We start from the raw sequence: 23224 nt of genomic DNA on the forward strand, positions 1-23224 counted from the left end.
AGAGAGGTTTATTTTTTCTCGCCCATTTTTTCCAAATACAGCAATGCATCATCCAGCGTATCAACTGGTACAACTTTCATTTTTGTTTTAATATCTTTCGCAGCCTCAAGCGCATCTTTATAATTCGATTTCTCCGCACCTTTTTCATTTGGCGCAAAGAACACTTCAGCACCAGCATCACTTGCAGCAACCACTTTTTGCTGAATACCACCAATCGGGCCAATTTCTCCCTTTTCATTTATCGTCCCTGTTCCAGCTATTTCATGCCCTCTTGTTAAATCATCTTCCACAAGTTGATTATATATTTCTAATGTAAACATTAGGCCTGCCGATGGTCCGCCTATTTCATGAGAATCAATTTTCACTTTCGGATCTACCACTAATTCTCTTTCAGTAACGATAGAAACCCCTATACCAACACGCCCATTTCCATTCGGAATGGCCTTTACATTTAAATTTTCTTTTAACTGTTTTCCATTTCTCTTGTACTCAATATTTACTGCTTCCCCTTCTTTTTTCCCTGTCATATATTCAATAAATTGCTCCGTCTTTTCAAATGTTTTTCCGTCGACAGCTATGATGACATCTCCAAGCTTAAGCTTTCCTTCTGACGGCATCCCTTTCGCTACTCCTGCAACCAATACACCTTTATTTTCAAAAGAAACAGTACGGTTTGCACGTTTATACGCATTATAGATTGCTGCATTTTGCGAATCTTTCATCGCATAATTTTGGCGGAATTGATATTCTTCATCACTCTCACCTTTTTGCAATATTTCTTCCGCTTTCGAAATATGTGTATATTTATTAAACTGTGCCGCTATTAAATTCACCACATTTGCTGGTCCCATTGAAACCGTAACAAGCATAAAATCACCGGATTCTTTCGTTCCACCCTCAACTTGAACGTAAGGCTCTAATTTGGCCGCCATTCCTGGTTTTGTTACATAATACGGTAAACGTACGTAAACAAGTAACATCGCCAATATAACCCCTATTAAAATTGCATATATAAACCGAAAACGCTTAAACATTATGTTTCTCCTTCCACTGCTCAATTAATAAATAAATATTTGCAACATGTTTTTCCGCCTCTACTTCTCCAACTCGAATAATGTCTTCAATGTTTGTAAAAGCACGTGAACTAAATTGTTCTACAGCTGGTCGCATCATTAAATCCGATGCAATTTGTCGATTCATCACCAGCTCATGTTGCATAATTTCAATACTCTGCATAATTACATCATAAATAGACGTAACCTCTCCATTCACTTTAATCGGCGATACATCAACAGCAATAACAATATCGGCACCTAACTCTTTCACAACCGATACTGGAATGCGATCAATCACTCCGCCATCCACCAATAATCGTCCATCTATTTTTTCTGGTACAAACACTCCAGGTACAGATATGCTAGCTCTCACAGCCTCTGCAACAGGACCACTTGTAAAAACTACTTTTTCCCCCTTCAAGATGTCAGTAGCCACAACAGCCGTCGGGATATCTAACTCTTCTAAATTTTTATTATATGTAAACATTTTAATCATATCTTTGACACGTTTTCCAGCAATAAATCCCATTTTCGGAACTGTAAAATCTAAATAATATTTCCTCTTAAAAACATTTGCCAGTTTATACAACCTTTCAACGTTTGAGCTAGCTGCATAAAACGTACCTACTAAAGCCCCCATACTACTTCCTGCAATCATATGAATCGGTATACCATTTTCTCTTAAAACTTTTATAACACCAATATGCGCAAACCCTTTTGCGCCCCCAGATCCAAGAGCTAAACCAATTTTCGGTTCTTTCATTTTTCTCACCCTTTAATTTTTTTCATTCCTTTTTCATACTTATGGTCTAAATGCACTACGTATCCACGTATACTGAAATGAACGTTTTTTGGGACAAAGGGGGATTTACTTACATGTATGAAAAATGGAAAACGGCTTTTCTTACCATATCAACACTGTTTTTAACCTTTTCTCTTGTACTTCACCCCCAAGCTGCTTTGCAAGCTTCCATTCGAGGGTTAAATATATGGTGGGAAGTTGTATTCCCTTCACTTTTACCGTTTTTCATCATTGCGGAACTTCTAATTAGTATTGGTGTTGTAAAATTTATAGGTGTTATATTAGAACCACTCATGCGACCACTTTTTCGCGTTCCAGGGATAGGCGGATTTGTTTGGGCAATGGGAATGGCTTCTGGATTCCCTGCTGGCGCCAAATTAAGCGCTAGACTACGTAAAAGTAATCAGCTAACACAAATCGAAGCAGAACGCCTCGTATCTTTTACAAACTCATCTAATCCACTTTTTATTTTTGGAGCTGTTTCTATCGGTTTTTTCAATAATCCAAAATTAGGAATCGTATTAGCTGCTGCACATTATTTAAGTAACTTTGCCGTCGGGTTATTGATGCGTTTTTACGGCAATAACAATATTTCCACGAAGGATCAACATCCTACTAAAAAACGTCCTTTTCAAAACCCTTTTTCAGTCCTACACGAGACGCGCATGCAAGAAAAAAGACCATTAGGAAAATTACTTGGGGACGCTATCGTTTCTTCTATTCAAACATTACTTATGATTGGTGGATTTATTATTTTATTCTCTGTTTTAAATAAAATGATTACTGTATTTCATATTACAGCAGCACTTTCTTTTATTATGCAACATATTTTATCATTCTTCCAACTAACTACAGAATTTAGTATTCCAATCTTATCAGGCATTTTTGAAATGACACTCGGTAGCCAAATGATTAGTCAAATAAATGAAACACCCCTCCTGCAGCAAGCTATGGTAACAAGCTTTATTTTAGCGTTTAGCGGCCTTTCTATTCAGGCACAAGTTGCTAGCATATTAGCTGAAACAGACATCCGATTTAAGCCCTATTTTTTCGCACGAATTATCCAAAGTATTCTGGCTCCTATTTTTACTTTTATATTTTGGAAACCATTTTATGAAAAAGTAAGCTCTTTTTCACCTATGCAAAAAGATATCCCCGTATTTTTATCGAATCATTCTTCTATACTGCAAGAAATTTGGACATCTTTTGTACACTATGGACCGATCTTTACTTTATTTTGTTTATATGTATATGTTATCTTATTATTTTTTCGTAGCAACAAAGAAAAACCCCGTTCACTTTAACGGGGTTTGAAACTTTTCTTTTAAAGCACGTTCTACAACAGGAGGTACAAGATCTACTACGCTTCCTCCATATCTCGCAACTTCTTTTACAATGCTCGAGCTTAAAAATGAATATTGGTTATTTGTCATAATAAAAAAGGTTTCAATATTTTCATCTAATTTTCGATTCATAGAAGTAATTTGCATCTCATATTCAAAATCAGAAACCGCTCGTAACCCACGCAAAATCGCGTTTGCATTACGCATTTTCGCATACTCCACTAGTAGTCCACTATGTGAATCTACTTTTACATTCGGGATATCCTTTGTTGCTTCTCGAATTAAATCTAAGCGCTCTTCAACTGAAAAGAACGGTTTTTTTGACGAGTTGTTTAAAACTACTACGTATACCTCATCAAATACTTTTGCTCCCCTTTTAATAATATCCAGATGCCCAAGGGTAATTGGATCAAAACTTCCCGAAGAAATAGCTATACTAGTCATTCCGTCCCCTCACCTTCATACTTATAAATCGATATTGCTGTAATCCCATAATTTTCAGCTCTTACTTTTACAAGACTCCCTATAGAATCAGGTAAAACTACATCATTACCATGCTCTGACATAATTAATCCATCTCTATGTAGCAATCCATGTTGATCCATCACACTAATTAAAGATACAATTTTTTGATCTTTATATGGAGGATCAATTAATATAAGATCGAATGATATTTCACGTTTTATAAGAGCCTTTACCGCACGTTCTGCATCATTTCGATATACTTCAGCTTGTTCCTGTATTCGACAACTTTCTAAATTTTGATGGATTACTTTTATCGCTTTATTATCTCGATCAACAAAAATTGCTTTATCAATCCCTCTACTTATAGCCTCGATTCCAAGACCACCACTACCGCCAAATAAATCAAGAGCGATACCACCATCAAAATAAGGACCTATCATATTAAAGATTGATTCTTTTACTTTATCTGTCGTTGGACGTGTTGTATTACCTGGCACCGCTTTTAGTGGATGCCCTTTACATTTTCCTGAAACTACTCTCATCTGTTGTCACTACCTTTATTTCAATCTATCGAGCAATTATAGAAAACCTTTCTCCATTCGGTAACCGCTACCAAACTATACTATTCCATGAAATTTTCCATTCATTTCTCAACGAACAATAGGAGAACTTTGGCTTAAAATAACCGCTCTGCATTTTTATGTATTCATCTCACTATGCGCTAACACGAACCCATTATGTATATTCGTTTCACTTTATCTTTTTTATCCTATCATAAAATAAAAAAAAGAAAAATAAAAAGCCAAACATAAAATTTAATTTCATGATGTATATCTTCATTTAGATTGGACATAAATAATTATAACAACATCACCTTCGATGTTGTTGCCAACCGCGGAGAAGACTTACGTTTCCCCATAAGTTCTTCCTCCGGTTTCTCCTCTCCCTTTGCCTTCTTACTAGTACATGCTAGTATAAGAAGGGCCCTGCTTTGCAGGGTTTTTTTTCTTTGTCTACTTTTCATTTAAAAAGTGAGATGGTACAGTAAATAAAAGAAAGAGGAGGAAAAAATATGATTCAACGCTTTATAGAACTCGGAGAAGGCTACTCTGATTTATATGAATTACTTGAAATTGCCAAAGCAAATCAAGAACGTATAACACATATGTTACAATTTGAAACGATTAAAAATGAAAAAAAAGTGTGCTCACTTGTTGTAATATTAAAACCAACTACTACTGGTGATTTCCAACCATTATACATATGTCGTGAAGGCATTCCTGTACTTGAAAATAAAAAAAGTAAACGCGTCATTTTATTTGAAGAAACGGCAGAACAACTAGGAAGAAAAGTGACTACCTTTACGGTAAAACCATCCACAACTTTCCCAGAAAAAGAACTGTTTTTCAATCATTTAATTGGTATTTTACGAATGAATAATTTCATTCCTCCAATGAAATAAAGTGTTATTTCAAGTAAAAAAATCCCCTACTAAAATTAGCAGGGGATTTTTTCTATTAACTATAATCGTATTCTTTTGCCCGATCAGGACGTGAATTTTCAAATTCCGTTTTTAAATACGGGCGGTACGACTGTTCTATCTTCTTCACAAAAGGAAGTTTGTTCAACTTTTGCATCATATGCTCAATTTGTTCCATATCACAATATACTACTGCGTATTTTAAGCGTTTTGATATGTAATGTATGTTACCATATTTCCTTAAAATCTTGGCATGTTTCAATGAATGTAAATAAACAATCATACTTTGTCGTTGCCCGAACATAATCTTCTCCATCTTCTCCTTTTAAAAACATATATTTTATATTTTATGAAAACCAATCAGAAATTTATGACATTACAGGACAAACTCTGTATACGTTTTCTTCTATCTTCTAAAAAACGGGGTAATTTACCCCGTTTTACAGCCACAACCTCCGCCGGTACCACAACCGCCACCACAGCCACCAGCATCAAAAAATGGATTTCCTGTTGGAACTTTGATGGAAGAAGACACCTCAGAACCGATTGCTACACTAACTTCATCTAACAACTTTTGCAAAGCTGTTTCTACTCGTTTAAAAGCTGCAACCTTATCATGTAAGTCTACAGAACGCTTTAACTCCCTCATTTTCGTCGAAACGAAAGTATAATCAGGATGGTATTTACCGAAACGTTGCACTTCTTCATATCGTTCTTTCATCGCTGTAAATTGCTGAATTAACGTCTGAACTTCCATATCTTCATGCAATTCTTTATAACACTTACGATAGTCTTCTGCTATATCTGAACAGATAATCGCTTTTGCAAGCTGCTCTGCCTTATCTAATATCAATACGCTTTCCAGCGTCGCTACAATCATGAGAGACACCTCCGAGTATTCATCATACCACATTTAGAATAGAACTACTAATTGAAGTGTCTCACTAAACAGAAAGATATCACTCTAACTATTTTCCGTATAATCCCAGCACATACTTATACATTAATATGTTCCGCAATATTATATTTCAGAACATCCCATTTCCCACTATTTTCTTTCACATAACTAATACATGCATTTTTTAATGGTGTCTTAAACGAAATATCTTCCGGTGCAATTGCATGTAAAATTGCTTTTATCGCATGTGAATGAGCTACAATGATAATACGTTTGCCAGAATGAGTTTCTGCAACATCTTTTATAGCAGCAAAGCAACGAGTTACAATCTCGTCATCTTGCTCCATACCTTCTACTTTACCTTCTGCAATTAGCTCCCTAACAGTCGCAACCGGCTTCCCAGAAGCTTCACCAAAATTACGTTCAACAAATCGCTCATCTAATAAAATCGATTGCAATCCTGCAGCCCCTGCAATTTCCTTAGCTGTTTCGTGCGCTCTAATTAATGGGCTACTTATAATTACATCCCATGCTTCCGCTTGCAAAGCAACTGCACTTTGACTTGCTTGCTTCTTTCCCACTTCATTAAGTGGAATATCTTCACGTCCCTGAATAATCTCTTGAAAATTCCAATCAGTTTGTCCATGTCGTACTAAACAAATTTCCGTCATGCTCATGCTGCAACTCCTTTTTAAATAATCCGCTTCTATTGTATCAAAAGTTCTGCATGACGGACATAGTTTTCCCTTCCAATTATGTTGTATTTTGCTGCTTCATATACTGAAACATATCGATCATAATGGAGGCAACTGCCAATTGGTTTTGAAATTTCTCAACTTTATCTGGTATCGTTTTTTTGAAATGCTGCATAGCCGCTAACTCAAATGCCTCTTTTTCTTCAGGGTTTCGCGTTAGTTTTCTATACCAGTACGGTTGCTCCCTAATATAGCGAGATAAATCCTCATCAGCCTTTATAAACTCCATAATTTCTGCTCTCATCCGCTTTCCCCCTAATCCTTCTGAAAGAAAAATGGATTATTTTCGGAAGTACTTTCTTCTTGCCGCGCGGGCTTCCCTTGAAATTGTTGAAAAACTTGTTGTACACTACCAATAGCACTCGTCACATTAGCTAAATGGTGTTGCATCTGTTCCACATCTAGCTTTTTAAAGAAAGAAAGCATTTGTCCCATCACATCAGCAGTTTTTTCCTCTTCAGTTCGATTATCTTTTTCTTTTTCTTGTTTATTTTCTTTTACCGAAGAAAAAGCTGGCGCTCCATCAGGCCTAAAAGTTGCCCATATCGGATCTTCTTCACCAAGTAAGTACCATTCTTCATAAAACTGTTGCCAAGTTTTGTGACCACTTCTAACCTCATGAACCATTTTAGGGTGATGGTTTACAAACTCTTTAAACTGTTGAACCGATGGATGTAACGGCCCTTTTGTTGTTGGCATAATCCTCACCTCTTCATGTATATCTACTATATAGTAAGAAAAAAAAGGCACATGGTTCGCCTATTTTTAGACGATTCATGCACCTTTTTATCCTGCTATTTGCATACGGTAAGATTCCGACCTACACTTCAGTGAATACGAAGTACTTAAACGTGAGGTGTCCCCTACACAACTTAAAATTTCACTTTATTTTCGAATAAAGTTTTGTGTATAAAACTTATCGTATACCCCAACACCTAATCCTGTAAATTGTTCATTTAATACATTCTTTCTATGCCCTTCACTATTTAGCCAACCTTGCACCGCCGCAATTCCATCACTATGCTGCGCCGCTATGTTCTCACCAGCAAGTTGAAACCCTACTTTCCCGCGCTGTAAACGATCTCCTAACGTACCTAGTGTAGGTGAATCGTGTGAAAAGTAATTATTATCCTTCATATCTTTACTATGCCCTATAGCCACCTCTGCTGTTTGTTGATCCCAAGCTAGCAGCGGTAACTTATAGCGACTTCGAATAATATTTGTTAAATCAAAAATTTGTTGCATATTCCCATTCTCTATTTGTTTCATTTTATCTGGAGTCAATGGTTGTTCAGCTAGTAATTCACCCGAATAAACAAGCTGATACGGTCTTTGGCGTAATAACGTTTCATCATCCATATAACGAACACCAACAAGCTCATGTGTAAAATGATCAAAATATAATTGTGCCCAGCCATCTTCTACAGGTATTAATGGTTGTTCCATCACTTCCGTGTCAGATAACTCAAATTGATAACTATTTTTCCCTCTTTTTAACGAAATCTCATGCGAGAGTGGACTCTTTTTATACACTTCTTCATACTTTTCATTTATATAATAAGGCGGCACCTTAACTTGCTCACCAGCGACATACGCCGTTACAACTTTTCGTTCTGCAACTCCAAATTGCACATACTTAGTTAAATCTTGATTATATACCCACCATTCATATCCGTAAGCAGATGGCTCTATTCGAGATGGTTCGCCCCATTTTGCTAATAAATTTTCAGAGTCCCCACCAATCATATTTAAAACAGTATCGGAAGAGTCTTCATTTACTTGTTTTTTCTTTTTCACAATTTTATTTTCTTGCTTTGATTGAGATGGGGTTAATATATATTGTGAAACGAGTAATTTTCCGTATAAATCAACAGCTAAAATTAAAAATGTAATCATTACGATACGCAATAATTTCTTCAATCGATATACCTCCTGCACAAAACATAAAATTGAGATATACACAAATCCTTTTCTTTCCTTTTTTGTGTGTACCGTACTCTTTTCACTATATCATATTTTCGCAAAAAAAGTCTGGATTCTACCTTTTCTCTCAATATGAATTGCGCTTTCTTATTATTCGTACTATTATAAAAATAATGATGTAACATGAAAAGAGGAGGTATTATATGCAATTTACAAATACGAAATTTAATGGGGCAGTCGTTGATTTAACACTATTAACAGAGATTATGGAAAAGAACCATTTTGTACTTGCTGGACAGTGGGATTATGAACGAGTTACATATGATTATAAATTTGAAATATTAAATGATATTTATTATTTGCGCGTACAAGGTTTGGCTGTTGAAGGTGATGTTGGTAGCAGACACGCTGATATAAAGCTACTTCCTCCCTTATTAGGAAAACATTATTATCCTCACGGCGTTGAATATGGTGATGGTGAAACTTTCCCAACGAATGTACTTCAAAAAAGCGAACAACTCCTACAAAATATCGAAAAAGAGTTAAAAGAGTTCCAAATCATTGAGTAAATAGAAAAAGCGCATCATAGTGATGCGCTTTTTCTATTTATCTTACTTAAGAATGAATCGTCTTTTTGACTGGATACCCATAAATAGTTCCATCCTTTACTTTAATCTCATCTTCCCAAGGAACCTTATATTTACCTTCAGCTAAATCTTTTACAAACGTATACGGGTTTTCTTTCACCCCTCCAGGAGTCGCTACATATCCCCTTGAACCTAAATTATATATATTATTTTCGAGACCCCATCCTAATCTAGCCTGATCTGCTAGCTCTGGATATACTTCGGCAGTAACAATCTCCCAAGGATTTCGGTGTCCCTGCACTAAAGTAGTCCCATCAAAATTACATACTTGTCCTTCACCAAAGTAATAAAATACCCCATCATAACCCGCTAAGTTCACTGACAATGTATACATTAAGTTTTGCCATGCATTCGAACGATTAGTTAACATCCATTGTTCACTAACTTGTGTGCTATATCCAGAAATACGAATCAAGACATTTGCACCTTTATAAGCTGCTTCACGAGCTACTTCAGGAAACATACCATCATGACAAATACAAACAGCTAATTTACTTCCTCCAGGTCCATCACAAACAGGTAAGCCTAAATCTCCAGCTTTCCAAGGTTCGACTGGCACCCAAGGATTTAGCTTACGATACTTCAAAATCATTTCACCTTGTGGATCAATAATTATTGCTGTATTATACGGTTCTCCACCATCAGGGTTTCTTTCCATTATAGAAAAAACACCATATACCTCAGACTCTTTACATGCCTCAGCAAACAAGTCTGTTTCTGGCCCAGGAACTGTACATAAAAACTCTTCTGTAGTCCATTTTTTTGTATTAAGCCCTTGTGTACTATATTCTGGAAACACTATCAATTCCAATCCAGGATACCCTGATTTAGTTGAATGAATTGTTTTTATGATCTGTTTAATTTGTTTATCAATGTCTGCACGTGACTCTACTACCGGTACTGGATATTGTATTAATGCTGTTAAAAAACCACTAATTGGCTTTACCATACTTCCACTACTACCCATTTAAATTCCCCCTTAAAATAGTTCTTGTTTATTAAAGATAACAATATAAATTTGTAACTCTCTAAAAAACTTGCACTACACATGGAATCATTACGTATTAAAGCTAGTAGTAAATCTTATATCCACTTTTAGTACATGCCTACACTAACTTAACATAAATAAATTGAAAATTCAATCTTTTTATAGTTTACTAAAACTAAAACTAAAAAAGTGTATGGAAACCCATACACTTTTTTACTTAGTCTGTAAATACGGCGGCAATTGTTGCAACTGCTCTTTATCCTTTTCACGCTCTCGACGCGCCCATCGAAAGAATACATAGCCTATAATTGTGCCATACACTATTTCCTGGACAATTTTCATAATGATGCCACCTGTTTGTTGGTCTTGTACGACTGGCATCCAGTGTAAAAATTCTGGTCCCGTTATATTTAAATCTGATAAAGTTCCCGCGGGTACACAAAGTTCCATCGCCTTCATCCAAGCAGCCGGATCCGTATAGGTTGCAAATAACGGTGCAGTTGCAAAAATGATTAACGCACAAGCTGGCGTTAATAATATACCGTTAGCAAACATATAACCAAGTTTCTTTATATCACTTAATGTTTGATATTCTGGTAATGGATTTAGCATCGGCCACCACATCATGATTGCCGTAAAGAACAATATAGCGAGACAAATAGGATGAGCAATTTGACTTTGTTTTACTGTATCAAAAACAACTGGTAAATGATAAAAAGAAAACAGGCCATTAAATACAAACAATGCAATAAGTGGTTTAGCAAATATCTTTAATATAATTTGAACGAACTTAAAAGAAGTAATATAACGATATAACCAATCTGGTATACCAAGCAACAATAACGGTGGAACTGCAATATACATAACTGCCATTTCAAACATATGTGCACTAAATATAATATGACCAATTAAATCAATAGGCCCTCCCTTTACAAGATACAAAAGAACAATCCCGGTCGTAAAATAAAAAATTTGCTTCTTACTTACCTTCCTCGCATTTTCAAATCGCATTCTATATGGCCCAATAATTAAAAAGTACCCAATAAGAATCGAAAGCATAAATAATAAAAAGATTGGACTCCATAGAGCTTGAAAACCAAATATCCACAAGTTACTCATTGTTACACCTACCTTCTTAAGGTTATCCTTTCACATAATAAGAAGAGGGAGCTGTGCCAACACAAGCTCCCTTATTTTTCACTTTTCAAATCCACACAATTGTCATAAAAGCTAAAATTGTAATTAACCCGATCAACAGACCAGAATAAAGAAAGAAACTTGCCGCTTCATGTCCTTTATGACTCATATGCATAAAATAATACAATTGAAAAATTACTTGTACCACTGCTAATAGTAAAATAAATGGTACTGAGAAAGTCGGACTAAAAGTTTTCGGATATGCGACTGCTGCAAATGCAACTAATGTTAAAAAAATCATTAATGCAAATGTAATAACTTGATGCTTCATTTCCTCCGCACTTTTTCTCTTCCGATAAACAAGATCAACTTTAGGATTATTCGTTTGCTTTATCGCCATTGTTTATCCCACCATTCCCATCAAATATACTACAGTGAAAATAAACACCCAAACTACGTCAATAAAGTGCCAATAAATCGATGCAACATAAAACTTCGGTGCATTGTATAAATTTAGACCTCTCTTCGCATTTCTAAAGATTAATGTTAAAATCCAACATAATCCAAACAATACGTGGAGACCATGTGTACCAACAAGAGCATAAAACGCGGAACCAAATGCACTACTTCTCATAGTATGCTTAAATTCATGCGTATAATGATAAAACTCATATATCTCAAATGCTAAAAACCCTAAACCTAGCAACACTGTTACTAGTAGCCAAAGTTGCATTTTTTTAAAGTTAAAGTTTTTCATATGATACATCGCATAAACGCTCGTTAAACTACTCGTTAATAAAAGCATCGTCATAATGAAAACGAGTGGCATTTGGAACATCTCTTGAGATGTTGGTCCACCATTTGTAGAATTCTTTAACGCCAAATATGTGCCAAATAAGGAAGCGAACAATACTGTTTCGCCTCCAAGAAATAACCAAAAACCGACAAACTTATTTTTCCCCTCAAGGGTTGCTTTTTCAGGCTCTGCTGGAAATGTTTCATTCGTTAATTTTTCATCTACATGCATTATGCCTTGCCCCCCTTATCTTCTAAATCTTCCTTATGAATATGATATCCATGATCATCAATTACTGAACGTAGGAACATTGTGCCAAATGTAATGATTAAACCGATAATTGCTACTAATAACCAAAACTTATCTTTTCCACCCTGCATATACATTGCACCGAATGCCGCTATAAACAATCCTAAAGAAATGATAAATGGTGAAAATGATGGATTTGGCATATGAATATCACCAACTGGTTCCGCCGCTGTCATCTCTTTATTCCCTTCACGTTTTTCAATCCAAAACGGATCTAACCCGCGAACAAATGGTAATTGTTTAAAGTTATATTCTGGTGTTGGTGCTGGCATCGTCCATTCTAATGTACGTGCATCCCATGGATCACGACCAGCCTTTTCTTTTGAAACTGTCGTTTTAATTACATTGAATAGAAGAACAATCGTTCCAAGAGCCATAAATACCGCTCCAATAGAACTAATCATATTCCCCATTTCCAACCCTTGGCCTTCAAGATATGTGTAGTAACGACGTGGCATACCAATTAAACCAAGGAAATGCTGTATGAAGAACGTTAAATGGAAACCGGTAAAGAATAGCCAAAATGTTATCTTTCCTAACGTTTCATTCAATACTTTATTAAACATCAGTGGCCAATAATAATGAGCTCCTGCAAGTAGACCAAATACAACACCGCCGACAATTACATAATGAAAGTGAGCTACTACGAAATAGTTATCATGAAATTGATAATCCGCTGGTGCAGATGCTAGCATAACCCCTGTAACTCCACCCATTACGAATGATGGAATGAAAGCTACTGCCCACATCATCGGTGTCGTAAAACGAATACTTCCTCCCCACATCGTAAAGAGCCAGTTGAATATTTTAATACCGGTCGGTACTGCAATCGCCATTGTTGCAACTGAGAAAATAGCATTTGCAACTGGACCAAGTCCAACAGTAAACATATGATGCGCCCATACCATAAATCCTAAGAATCCAATTAATACTGTCGCGAACACCATCGACGAATAACCAAATAATCGTTTTTTCGAAAATGTCGCGAAGATTTCTGAGAATATTCCGAAAGCTGGGAGTATAAGAATGTATACTTCTGGATGACCGAAAATCCAGAATAAATGCTCCCATATAATCGTATTCCCGCCCAATGCTGGATTAAAGAAACTTGTTCCAAATAAACGATCTAACATTAAAAGTCCTAATCCTACAGTTAACGGCGGAAAAGCGAATAATATTAGAGAAGATGTTACAAATGTCGTCCATGTAAACATCGGCATACGCATATACGTCATTCCTGGCGCACGCATATTAATAATGGTTACAAGGAAGTTAATACCTCCAATTAATGTACCAATACCGGAGATTTGCAAGCCGAGTACATAAAAATCAACACCATGGCCTTTAGAGGCTAAAGCTAAAGATGCATAAGATGTCCAGCCTGCATCAGGTGCTCCACCTAAAAACCAACTTAAATTTAAAAATACTCCACCAAAGAAAAATAACCAAAATCCGAGTGAATTCAAAAACGGGAACGCTACATCACGTGCACCAATTTGAAGTGGTACAGCGGCGTTCATAAATGCAAACACGAGTGGCATAGCTGCGAGGAAAATCATTGTTGTACCGTGCATCGTTAATACTTGATTATAAGCATCCCCAACAAGAAAAGCGTTGTTAGGAATCGCTAATTGAAGGCGAATAAATAGAGCTTCTATTCCGCCTATTATAAAAAACAATCCACCTGCAATTAAATAGAGAATGGCAATCTTTTTATGGTCTACTGTCGTTAAATAATCCCATATGACAGCACCCATCCCCTGTTTTTTTGCTACAGAACTCACGTTTTCAACCTCCCCTTCGCGAATAATCCCTCTTTACTTTTCAACTTTTAACGTTTGTAAGTATGCATTTAATGCATCAACTTGATCATCCGTTAAGTTGCCATATTTACCAGTCATTTTATTTCCTGGTTTCATATTTTCAGGATCTTTCAGCCATTTTTTTAAGTTTTCTTCATTGTTTTCGGCAATACCGGCAACCATATCGCGATCCGCAAAGTTTGCTAAGTTTGGTGCGATACGAGCGGAAGGTGGTCTACTATCATTAGATCCAACTGCGTGACAACCAATACAGCTTTTATTAAATATTTCTTGGCCCTCTTGCGCCTTTGTTGAAGCTACTTCTTTCTTCCCATCAATCTTCTTCATATCAGCAAGCCACTTTTTGTACTCGCTTTCATCTAAAGCTTTCACTTTGAATTGCATTAAAGAATGTGATGGGCCGCAAAATTCTGTACAAAAACCATTATAAGTGCCCGATTTATCTGCCTTTAACCACATTTTGTTCACATTGTCTGTATTTGTATCCATTTTCCCAGCTAAAGATGGAACCCAAAACGAATGTTTAATATCGGCACCCTTCAAATTCAAATACACTTTCTTACCTGTGGGGATGACTAAATCTTGAGAAGTTACTATTTTTTCTGATTTATAAGAAAATTCCCACCAATAAAGATTCGCTGTTACATCAACAACGATAGTATCTTTATCAATATTCTTTTTCTCCATCGCACTTACATCAGCAAGTTTGAATGTATATGTAACCGTCGGAACAGCTAAGATTAACAAAAGAATAATCGGAATAACTGTCCAAATAATTTCTAGTTTGTGATTCCCTTCAACTTGCTCTGGAATATAATCTTCCTGACCTTTCTTTTGTCGGAAACGCACAATTACATATAAGAAAATAATAGTAACTACTAGTACTACTCCTACCATAATCGCAGTTGCTAGTAAGAGCAAATCATATTGCATTTTTGCTACTTCTCCTTGCGGAATTAAAGTAGATTGAAAGGCTTTACCGCATCCCCCTAACAGTAAAGCCAGCAGTGAAACGAACGAAAGCAGTCGCCACTGTTTCTTCATACAAACAACCCCCACTTTCCTTGTGAATTAGATTGTACTTTATAGTTAAGTAAAGTAAATCTCAACGTAAAGAAATCCAATTATGTCGTTGTCTTAGAAGAATGTAACTACAATCATTGATACAAATAAGATTGTTAAATAATTTAGGGAATAAACAAACATTTGTACGGACCATTTGATGTCATCTTGCTTACGGAAGCCATAAAATCCTAAAACGATCCATCCGATGTTTAACAATGTTGCAATTACCATAAATGTTATCCCTAGTCCACTCATATAAAATGGTAGTGGTAATAAACATACTGTCCAAATCATAATTTGGCGTTTCGTAATTTCAAATCCATGAACTACAGGAAGCATTGGAATTCCTGCATTTCGATATTCATCAACACGTTTCATCGCTAATGCGAGGAAATGTGGGATTTGCCAAATAAACATAATTAAAAATAACATCCAAGCAATTGGATGGCCTAAAGATGGATCGATTGCTGCCCATCCAATTAAAGGTGGAACTGCTCCAGATATACTACCTACAACAGTATTTAGTGTATACTTTCTCTTTGTCCATAACGTATATAAGACAACATATGTGAAAGCACCAATAAATCCCATTAATACTGCCATTGGTGTTGTTAATAATAAAAATACAAATCCAAGAAGTAATATAACTAGTCCAAATGTAAGTGCAAATCCCGGTTTATACTTCCCAGTAACTGTTGGACGGGTTTTTGTTCTTTCCATTAACGGGTCGATGTCTCGATCAATGTAGTTATTTAAACAACATACCCCTGCCATAATTAATCCAGAACCAACGATTGTAAAGAATAACTTATCCAGATTATCCATCACACTTAATCCATTAAAATGTAATGCCAACCAAAATCCTGTAAATACAGTAAGTGTATTTGAGTTTACAATCCCCATTTTAACGAGCGCTGATAAATCTTGTAGCCGAGTTGTTTCCGGTACGCTTGTAACAGCTGACTCATCATGCAGCTCACTTGTTGCATGGCTCATCACTTTAACCCCCTCTTAAAACTTTCATCTTTCTTTTTGCGCCTATTTCGAATGAAATATTTCGCTTCTATATAGCAATATTATTACAGTAGAAATATTGTTAATCCATTCTACTACTAATCTACGCCCATACTCCAATATATTAAATCATATTTCCCGAACATTTTGTGAAGAAAACATGAACTTTTTGTGTCGAATATAAAAACTTAATTCTTACTTGTCCTTATCATAACATGATGTTACCTTCTATAATAAACTTTTTTGTCATATTTAACACGTATTCTCCCCATATCTTTTCAAAATAGCCTGTTTTTCACCTAAAAATTCCCTTATATATCCTATTTCCACACCCATTTTCTCTCCCCTGTCTGCCCCCGCCATTTCTTTGCTATTTTATTATTTTTTATATATCATAGGAACTAGCGCTTTTTATTCTATACATAATGGAATGAAAATATTTCGCAATAACTTCATAGCAGAAAGATGGTGAAATAGATTGCAACGCTTTATTAAATGGTTAGCAGTCATTACGAGTCTTGATTTATTAATAGTTTTACTAGGAGGCGCCTTAGTTACAAAAACAGGTTCTGGCCAAGGGTGCGGTAAATCATGGCCACTTTGTAACGGTGAATTTGTTCCATCTAATTTATCAATGGAAACTATTATTGAACTAAGTCACCGCCTTACATCAGGATCAGCAGGAATTCTTGTCACTCTCCTTTGTATTTTGTCCTGGAAATATTATAAACATGTGCGCGAAACAAAAACGTTAGCAATTTTATCCTTCGTATTTTTAGTTGCGCAAGCATTAATGGGAGCGGCAGCAGTTGTTTGGGGACAAATGCCAGCTGTACTTGCTATCCATTTCGGTATTTCCTTAATTTCATTTGCTTCTGTCATTTTATTAACGTGTCTTATCTTTGAAATTGATCAGAAATTTGATGCACGTTCACTTATTATGGACAAAAAAATGAAATTTCATATTTATGGTGTAACAATTTACAGTTATATTGTCGTCTACACAGGTGCTTTAGTACGTCACGAACGAGCTAGCTTAGCCTGTCCAGACTTTCCTTTATGTAGCAAAAATAGACCTATGCCAACTCAACTACATGAATGGGTTCAAATGGGACATAGAGTTGCAGCGATGTTAATTTTCGCTTGGATACTATACGCGATGATTCTCGCTATTCGCCATTACAAGCAGCAGCCTGTCGTATACTGGGGATGGATCATTTCATTTATCCTTGTTACACTTCAAGCTATCGTAGGAATTTTAGTCGTATTTACAAATGCTAATTTAGTAATGGCATTATTACATTCACTATTCATTTCTTGCTTGTTTGCTGTACTATGCTATTTAGTTATGTTAGGTACACGAAGTAAAGTGAATGCAAAAGAAGCTGAATCAACTTCTAAACAAACAAAATAAATTCAAATTAAAATACCTTGCTGAATTGGCAAGGTATTTTTTGCAATAAAGTGAAACTTTAAGCAGTGGGGGCTTCATCCCCCACTGCTTATTAGCCCGCACCAATCAGGCTTTTATGGGCAGTTGATCCCCCATCTAACTTCTTTGTTTTCGCTGAATTTTGAGGCGGGTGTCTTACTGTCCGGCGAATAGCGGGATAAAGAAAAAGAGCTGCATTTACACAGCTCTTTTTCTTTTTTAGTGATCTAATTCAATGAGTAAGTCACCCGTTTGAATTGCATCTCCATCGTTAACATATACTTTTTTCACTTTACCATTGAACGGCGCTTGAACTGTCGTTTCCATTTTCATCGCTTCTGTAATTGCCATAGAATCGCCTTTTTTCACTTCATCGCCTTCTTTTACAACTACTTTAATAACCGTTCCCGGCATTGTTGCACTAATGTGGTTTGGATTTTCACGGTTTCCTTTCACACGTTGTGCCACTGTTGCTTTCACACTTTCGTCTTTCACAACAATCTCACGTGGTTGACCGTTAAACTCCAAGTAAAGAATACGATTTCCATCTGGCTGAGGCTCTCCGATTGATACTAGTTTAACCATCAATGTTTTACCTTGTTCGATTTCCACATTAATTTCTTCACCAAGTCTCATACCATAGAAGAATGTCGGTGTATCAAGCACAGACACACTTCCATAAAGCTCAGCAACTTTTTCGTAATCCATAAATACTTTTGGATATAATGCATATGCAACAACATCAAAAATCGTCACTTCGCGTCCAAGCTTATGGAATAGCTCTTCTTTTAACGCGTCGAAATCTACTGGCTCTAATAATTCACCCGGTCTTACTGTTAATGGCTCTTTCCCTTTTAAAATAATTTCTTGTAACTTTTTCGGGAAACCACCATACGGTTGTCCTAAATCTCCTGAGAACATTTCAACAACAGATCCTGGGAAGTCCATAGAATGCCCACGCTCTAAAACATCTTGTTCTGTTAAGTGATTTTGAACCATAAATAATGCCATATCACCGACAACTTTAGATGATGGTGTTACTTTAACAATATCGCCAAACATGTCATTCACACGGCGGTACATTACTTTCACTTCATCGAAGCGATCTCCTAAACCAACCGCTTTCGCTTGTTGTTGTAGATTACTATACTGTCCGCCTGGCATTTCGTGCATATATACCTCTGTATGAGGTGCATTCATACCACTTTCAAACGGTGCGTAGTATTTACGTACATCTTCCCAATAATGAGATAGTTTTTCTAATGAATCTATATTAACGTCTGGCTGTCTTTCGTTTCCACCTAATGCATAGTATAGCGTGTTCGCACTTGGTTGTGACGTTTGACCAGCCATAGAACTTACTGCTACATCGACAATGTCAACACCTGCTTCAATTGCCTTTGTATACGTTAATATACCATTTCCACTCGTATCGTGTGTATGCAAGTGAATCGGAATCGATACCGTCTCTTTTAATGCAGAAACTAAATCATATGCCGCATTAGGTTTTAATAAGCCTGCCATATCTTTAATTCCTAATATATGTGCTCCTGATGCTTCTAACTCTTTTGCTAAGTTTTTATAATAATTCAAATCATATTTACTACGTAACGGATCATGAATATCTCCTGTGTAGCACATTGTTGCTTCTGCAATTTTACCAGTATCTCGTACAGCATCAATCGCAACTCTCATACCTTCTACCCAGTTTAAGCTATCAAAAATACGGAAGACATCAATTCCAGCTTGAGCAGAACATTCCACAAATTTTTGAATTAAATTATCCGGATAGTTTTTGTAACCAACTGCGTTTGAAGAACGAAGTAACATTTGGAATAAAACGTTTGGCATTTTTTCACGAAGATCTAGTAATCGTTCCCATGGATCTTCCTTTAAGAAACGATATGCAACATCAAACGTTGCACCACCCCACATTTCCGCTGAGAATAGGTTCGGTAACATTCTCGCTGTTGGCTCTGCAATTTGATGTAAATCTTTTGTACGAATACGAGTTGCAAGTAATGACTGATGCGCATCACGGAATGTTGTATCCGTTAAAAGTACACGGTTTTGATCTTGTACCCATTTTACTAATCCATCTGCTCCACGCTCGTCCAAAATTTGTTTCGTTCCATTTTGGATTGGCTCTGAATGTAATACATTCGGTATACGAGCATCCGGGAAGATTGGTTTCTCTTTTTTCCCTACTCCTGGGAAGCCATTTACTGTTACTGAACCAATGTAATTTAACATTTTCGTTCCGCGGTCTTTACGTTTCGGGAACAAGAATAGTTCAGGTGACACATCAATAAACGAAGTATCATATTCTCCTGATAAGAAGTTTTTATGTTTTACTACATTCTCTAGGAATGGAATATTTGTTTTAATACCACGAATACGGAATTCTTTTAAGTTACGTTCCATTTTTGCAGCAGCTTGTTCAAAAGTAAGCGCCCATGTTGTAACTTTTACAAGTAAAGAATCGTAGTACGGTGTAATAACTGCACCTTGGAAGCTATTTCCTGTATCAAGACGCACACCGAAACCACCGCCTGATCGGTACGCCATTATTTTTCCTGTATCCGGCATAAAATTATTTAGTGGATCCTCAGTTGTTACACGAGATTGGATTGCAAATCCATGCACAACTACTTCCTCTTGCTTCGGAACACCTACTATTTTACTATGTAATGCATGTCCATCAGCTATTAAAATTTGCGATTGAACGATATCGACTCCTGTAATCATCTCTGTAATCGTATGTTCAACTTGAACACGCGGATTTACTTCAATAAAGTAAAACTCATCACCTTTTACAAGAAATTCTACTGTTCCTGCATTTAAATAGTTTACATTTTTCGTTAATTTCACAGCAGCATCACAAATACGATGACGTAAATCATCTGAAAGCGACACACTTGGTGCAATTTCTACAACTTTTTGATGACGACGTTGTACAGAACAATCACGCTCATATAAATGTACAACATTGCCCTCTTCATCTGCTAAAATTTGAACTTCTATATGTTTAGGTTTTTCAACGAATTTTTCAACGTATACTTCATCATTACCAAAGGCTGCTTTCGCTTCTGACTTCGCTCGATTATACGATTCTCTTAATTCTTCACTAGTACGTACAATACGCATACCACGACCGCCACCGCCAAGGGAAGCTTTAATAATAATCGGGTAATCATACTTTTCAGCAAATTCTTCGACTTCTTCTATTGAATTTACTGGCCCATCACTACCAGGAATAACTGGAATTTGTGCTAGCTGCGCTTGTGTTCTTGCTTTCACTTTATCTCCAAACATATCTAAATGCTTACTCTTTGGACCAATAAAGATAATCCCTTCTTCTTCACAACGTTTTGCGAATTGAATATTTTCTGACAAGAAACCATATCCAGGGTGGATTGCATCTACATGATTACTTTTCGCAATCTCAATAATGCCCTCAATATCTAGATAAGCATCAATTGGCTTTTTCCCTTCCCCAACTAAATAGGACTCATCGGCTTTATAACGATGATAAGAACCGCTATCCTCTTTAGAATAGATTGCAACTGTTTTTAATCCAAGTTCCGAACAAGCTCGAAACACACGAATTGCAATCTCTCCACGGTTAGCTACCAATACTTTTTGAATACGTTGCAGCTTTGTCATGATTTTCCCCCTCTACTTTCCTACCACTCTAGAGATAAAATATATACACACCATAAAGAGCGTGAAGTTCTTCACTTTCTACATTATATTATACTTAGAAAGCTTCACTTTATTTTTATCCATCATACCTTATTTTTTAACAAATGATAAGTTTTCTGATCAACTTGTTTCACAAAAATAGTATAGCATACCTCTTCCTTTTCTAACAACTTAATTGTATATCACATTTAATTAAATGTGATATATTTTTTAATATATATATCAATTAATGTATCCTATTCAATGTTTCTTGAACATAAAAAAACACATCACGCTCTAAAGCACAATGTGTTTTTTATTTTACTACAACAAGACGCGGTCCATCTTGCTCTCTTTCTTTCATTATCTCATTTTGTTGTTTCTCTTGTCGTTTTACATGACTAGCAATATTTAATAATATACCCATCGAGATTAGATTAGCCAATAAAGAACTACCACCATAACTAATAAACGGTAAAGGTACTCCTGTAAGTGGTATTAATCCAGACATACCACCAACATTAACAAAAGTTTGTATCCCAATTAAACTTGCAATTCCGATTGCAATTAAACTTCCAAATGGATCTTTACACTTTTGTGCTACTCTAAACGAACGAATGATAATAAGTAGTAAACAGATTAAAATGATAGCTACACCTATAAAACCTAGTTCTTCAGATATAATTGCCATAATAAAATCCGTTTGCGGCTCTGGTAAGTAGCCATACTTTTGTATACTATTCCCTAATCCTCTACCACCTAATCCACCTGAGGCAATTCCAATAAATGAATTTATTAGTTGAAATCCATCATTTTGCGGATCACTAAATGGATCAAGAAAAACTGAAAATCGAGCTTTTTGGTATAGACTTAATTTATAGTTTCCAATAAAATACAACGCCGGAATCCACACGACAGATGTTAATAAAAATCTTTTAATCCACAAGTTAACATTAACTCCTGAACAGAAGAACATAATTAACACTGTTCCACCTATTAATATGTCGGTCCCTAAGTCATTTTGTAATAAAATTAATACCATCGATCCACCGACAACAAATATAGGAGGTATTATCCCTTGAAAAAAAGGGGTTTGCCTCTCTTGTTTCTTAGCAAAAAAACTTGCTAGCGTAATAATAACTGCTATTTTTACAAACTCAGCTGGTTGTATACCTAGTATCCATCCTTTTGCACCATTGATTACCTTACCGAAAAGAAAAGCTGCTGCTAGTAAGCCCAGACTCCCTAACCCCATCGCTGTAAGAACTATTTTTTTCCTCCAAAATTTGTAAGGAATTACAGCGACAATCACTAGTATTACTGTTCCAATAGCAAGAGCAACTAATTGTTTTTTAAAAAAGTGATCTGCTGGCCAGTTATATTTCGACGAAATCGCGACAATGGAACTAGAACTATATACCATTATAACTCCCAACACACATAAGATAACAAGAGGAAGTAATAATGAATAATCCATTGATTTCCATACTCTTTTCATTTCATTTCCTCTTTCTGTTTCAATTTAATTATTGTTGTATTCCATATGTACATTGATTCTTCCTGCTTTATTATACAAATAAAAAGCCCAAACTATTTCAGTTTGAGCCC

23 protein-coding genes are annotated in these 23224 nt (G+C 36.0%); 4 read left to right on the top strand and 19 right to left on the bottom strand.

Features of this window, described 5'->3' with window-relative positions:
- Positions 1-8: 8 nt before the first annotated feature.
- Together DN392_RS24110 and DN392_RS24115 are read right to left on the bottom strand one after the other, a co-directional pair.
- Positions 9-1034 carry a SepM family pheromone-processing serine protease gene (locus DN392_RS24110; protein ID WP_000476310.1) on the bottom strand — a complete coding sequence of 342 codons (1026 nt, stop codon included), beginning with the start codon at positions 1032-1034 and terminating at the stop codon, positions 9-11.
- Positions 1027-1818 carry a patatin-like phospholipase family protein gene (locus tag DN392_RS24115; RefSeq protein ID WP_000662602.1) on the bottom strand — a complete coding sequence of 264 codons (792 nt, stop codon included), beginning with the start codon at positions 1816-1818 and terminating at the stop codon, positions 1027-1029. The genes DN392_RS24110 and DN392_RS24115 overlap by 8 nt, the downstream gene beginning before the upstream one ends.
- Positions 1819-1931: 113 nt before the next feature.
- Here DN392_RS24115 and ylbJ point away from each other — a divergent pair, with 113 nt between their 5' ends.
- Complete coding sequence (gene ylbJ / locus DN392_RS24120; protein ID WP_000273093.1) at positions 1932-3161, top strand: sporulation integral membrane protein YlbJ; 1230 nt, start codon at positions 1932-1934, stop codon at positions 3159-3161.
- Here ylbJ and coaD read toward each other — a convergent pair.
- Both coaD and rsmD read right to left on the bottom strand, forming a co-directional pair.
- A complete protein-coding gene (coaD, locus tag DN392_RS24125; protein ID WP_000200598.1) occupies positions 3153-3644 on the bottom strand; it encodes a pantetheine-phosphate adenylyltransferase in 492 nt (163 codons plus the stop codon). The genes ylbJ and coaD overlap by 9 nt on opposite strands.
- Positions 3641-4207: a 16S rRNA (guanine(966)-N(2))-methyltransferase RsmD gene (rsmD, locus tag DN392_RS24130; protein ID WP_001266975.1), complete on the bottom strand. Its 567-nt coding sequence runs from the start codon at positions 4205-4207 to the stop codon at positions 3641-3643. The genes coaD and rsmD overlap by 4 nt, the downstream gene beginning before the upstream one ends.
- Positions 4208-4737: 530 nt before the next feature.
- Here rsmD and DN392_RS24135 point away from each other — a divergent pair.
- Entirely contained in the window at positions 4738-5127 is a 390-nt protein-coding gene (locus DN392_RS24135; RefSeq protein ID WP_000616012.1) for a DUF7147 family protein, read from the top strand.
- A 55-nt stretch (positions 5128-5182) separates the two neighbouring features.
- Here DN392_RS24135 and DN392_RS24140 read toward each other — a convergent pair whose 3' ends face one another.
- The 6 genes from DN392_RS24140 to DN392_RS24165 all read right to left on the bottom strand — a co-directional run bounded on the left by DN392_RS24140 (position 5183) and on the right by DN392_RS24165 (position 8718).
- Positions 5183-5449: a YlbG family protein gene (locus DN392_RS24140; protein ID WP_002080814.1), complete on the bottom strand. Its 267-nt coding sequence runs from the start codon at positions 5447-5449 to the stop codon at positions 5183-5185.
- A gap of 126 nt (positions 5450-5575) precedes the next feature.
- Entirely contained in the window at positions 5576-6025 is a 450-nt protein-coding gene (locus DN392_RS24145) for a YlbF/YmcA family competence regulator (RefSeq protein ID WP_000634355.1), read from the bottom strand.
- Between the two features lie 116 nt (positions 6026-6141).
- Positions 6142-6714: a histidine phosphatase family protein gene (locus DN392_RS24150; RefSeq protein WP_002008391.1), complete on the bottom strand. Its 573-nt coding sequence runs from the start codon at positions 6712-6714 to the stop codon at positions 6142-6144.
- An 82-nt stretch (positions 6715-6796) separates the two neighbouring features.
- Positions 6797-7042: a YlbE-like family protein gene (locus tag DN392_RS24155; protein WP_001200991.1), complete on the bottom strand. Its 246-nt coding sequence runs from the start codon at positions 7040-7042 to the stop codon at positions 6797-6799.
- 11 nt (positions 7043-7053) lie between these two features.
- On the bottom strand, positions 7054-7497 hold the full coding sequence (gene ylbD, locus DN392_RS24160) for a YlbD family protein (protein WP_001143336.1): 444 nt from the start codon (positions 7495-7497) through the stop codon (positions 7054-7056).
- Positions 7498-7683: 186 nt separating this feature from the next.
- Positions 7684-8718, bottom strand: coding sequence for a CAP domain-containing protein (locus DN392_RS24165; protein ID WP_000735385.1), 1035 nt, complete (start codon positions 8716-8718; stop codon positions 7684-7686).
- Between the two features lie 206 nt (positions 8719-8924).
- On the opposite strand from DN392_RS24165, the gene DN392_RS24170 reads away from it, so the two are divergent.
- A complete protein-coding gene (locus DN392_RS24170) occupies positions 8925-9290 on the top strand; it encodes a YugN family protein (RefSeq protein ID WP_001160937.1) in 366 nt (121 codons plus the stop codon).
- Positions 9291-9336: 46 nt separating this feature from the next.
- Here the strand turns inward: DN392_RS24170 and DN392_RS24175 are convergent, their stop codons facing one another.
- The 7 genes from DN392_RS24175 to ctaB form a co-directional block, all read right to left on the bottom strand.
- The gene (locus tag DN392_RS24175) at positions 9337-10335 is read right to left on the bottom strand and encodes a formamidase (protein WP_000535797.1); all 999 of its coding nucleotides are present in this window, start codon (positions 10333-10335) and stop codon (positions 9337-9339) included.
- A 234-nt stretch (positions 10336-10569) separates the two neighbouring features.
- Complete coding sequence (ctaG, locus tag DN392_RS24180; RefSeq protein WP_000069020.1) at positions 10570-11475, bottom strand: cytochrome c oxidase assembly factor CtaG; 906 nt, start codon at positions 11473-11475, stop codon at positions 10570-10572.
- Between the two features lie 85 nt (positions 11476-11560).
- Positions 11561-11893 (bottom strand): cytochrome c oxidase subunit IVB, encoded by a 333-nt coding sequence (gene ctaF, locus DN392_RS24185; protein ID WP_000985699.1) that lies wholly within the window; start codon positions 11891-11893, stop codon positions 11561-11563.
- A 3-nt stretch (positions 11894-11896) separates the two neighbouring features.
- On the bottom strand, positions 11897-12520 hold the full coding sequence (gene ctaE, locus DN392_RS24190; protein ID WP_000557858.1) for a cytochrome c oxidase subunit III: 624 nt from the start codon (positions 12518-12520) through the stop codon (positions 11897-11899).
- Positions 12520-14355 (bottom strand): cytochrome c oxidase subunit I, encoded by a 1836-nt coding sequence (gene ctaD / locus DN392_RS24195; RefSeq protein ID WP_179209976.1) that lies wholly within the window; start codon positions 14353-14355, stop codon positions 12520-12522. Before ctaD ends, ctaE begins: the two co-directional genes overlap by 1 nt.
- 60 nt (positions 14356-14415) lie before the next feature.
- The gene (coxB, locus tag DN392_RS24200; RefSeq protein WP_000745279.1) at positions 14416-15465 is read right to left on the bottom strand and encodes a cytochrome c oxidase subunit II; all 1050 of its coding nucleotides are present in this window, start codon (positions 15463-15465) and stop codon (positions 14416-14418) included.
- A gap of 93 nt (positions 15466-15558) precedes the next feature.
- Entirely contained in the window at positions 15559-16482 is a 924-nt protein-coding gene (ctaB, locus tag DN392_RS24205) for a protoheme IX farnesyltransferase (RefSeq protein ID WP_000017546.1), read from the bottom strand.
- Between the two features lie 496 nt (positions 16483-16978).
- Here ctaB and ctaA point away from each other — a divergent pair, with 496 nt between their 5' ends.
- Positions 16979-17914 carry a heme A synthase gene (ctaA, locus tag DN392_RS24210; RefSeq protein WP_001188735.1) on the top strand — a complete coding sequence of 312 codons (936 nt, stop codon included), beginning with the start codon at positions 16979-16981 and terminating at the stop codon, positions 17912-17914.
- Between the two features lie 237 nt (positions 17915-18151).
- Here the strand turns inward: ctaA and pyc are convergent, their stop codons facing one another.
- Both pyc and DN392_RS24225 read right to left on the bottom strand, forming a co-directional pair.
- Positions 18152-21598 (bottom strand): pyruvate carboxylase, encoded by a 3447-nt coding sequence (gene pyc, locus DN392_RS24215; RefSeq protein ID WP_000164083.1) that lies wholly within the window; start codon positions 21596-21598, stop codon positions 18152-18154.
- 334 nt (positions 21599-21932) lie between these two features.
- Positions 21933-23114, bottom strand: coding sequence for an FtsW/RodA/SpoVE family cell cycle protein (locus tag DN392_RS24225; protein ID WP_000832770.1), 1182 nt, complete (start codon positions 23112-23114; stop codon positions 21933-21935).
- Positions 23115-23224 lie beyond the last annotated feature (110 nt).

Source organism: Bacillus sp. BB51/4 (assembly GCF_008368845.1).
Lineage (GTDB): Bacteria > Bacillota > Bacilli > Bacillales > Bacillaceae_G > Bacillus_A > Bacillus_A wiedmannii.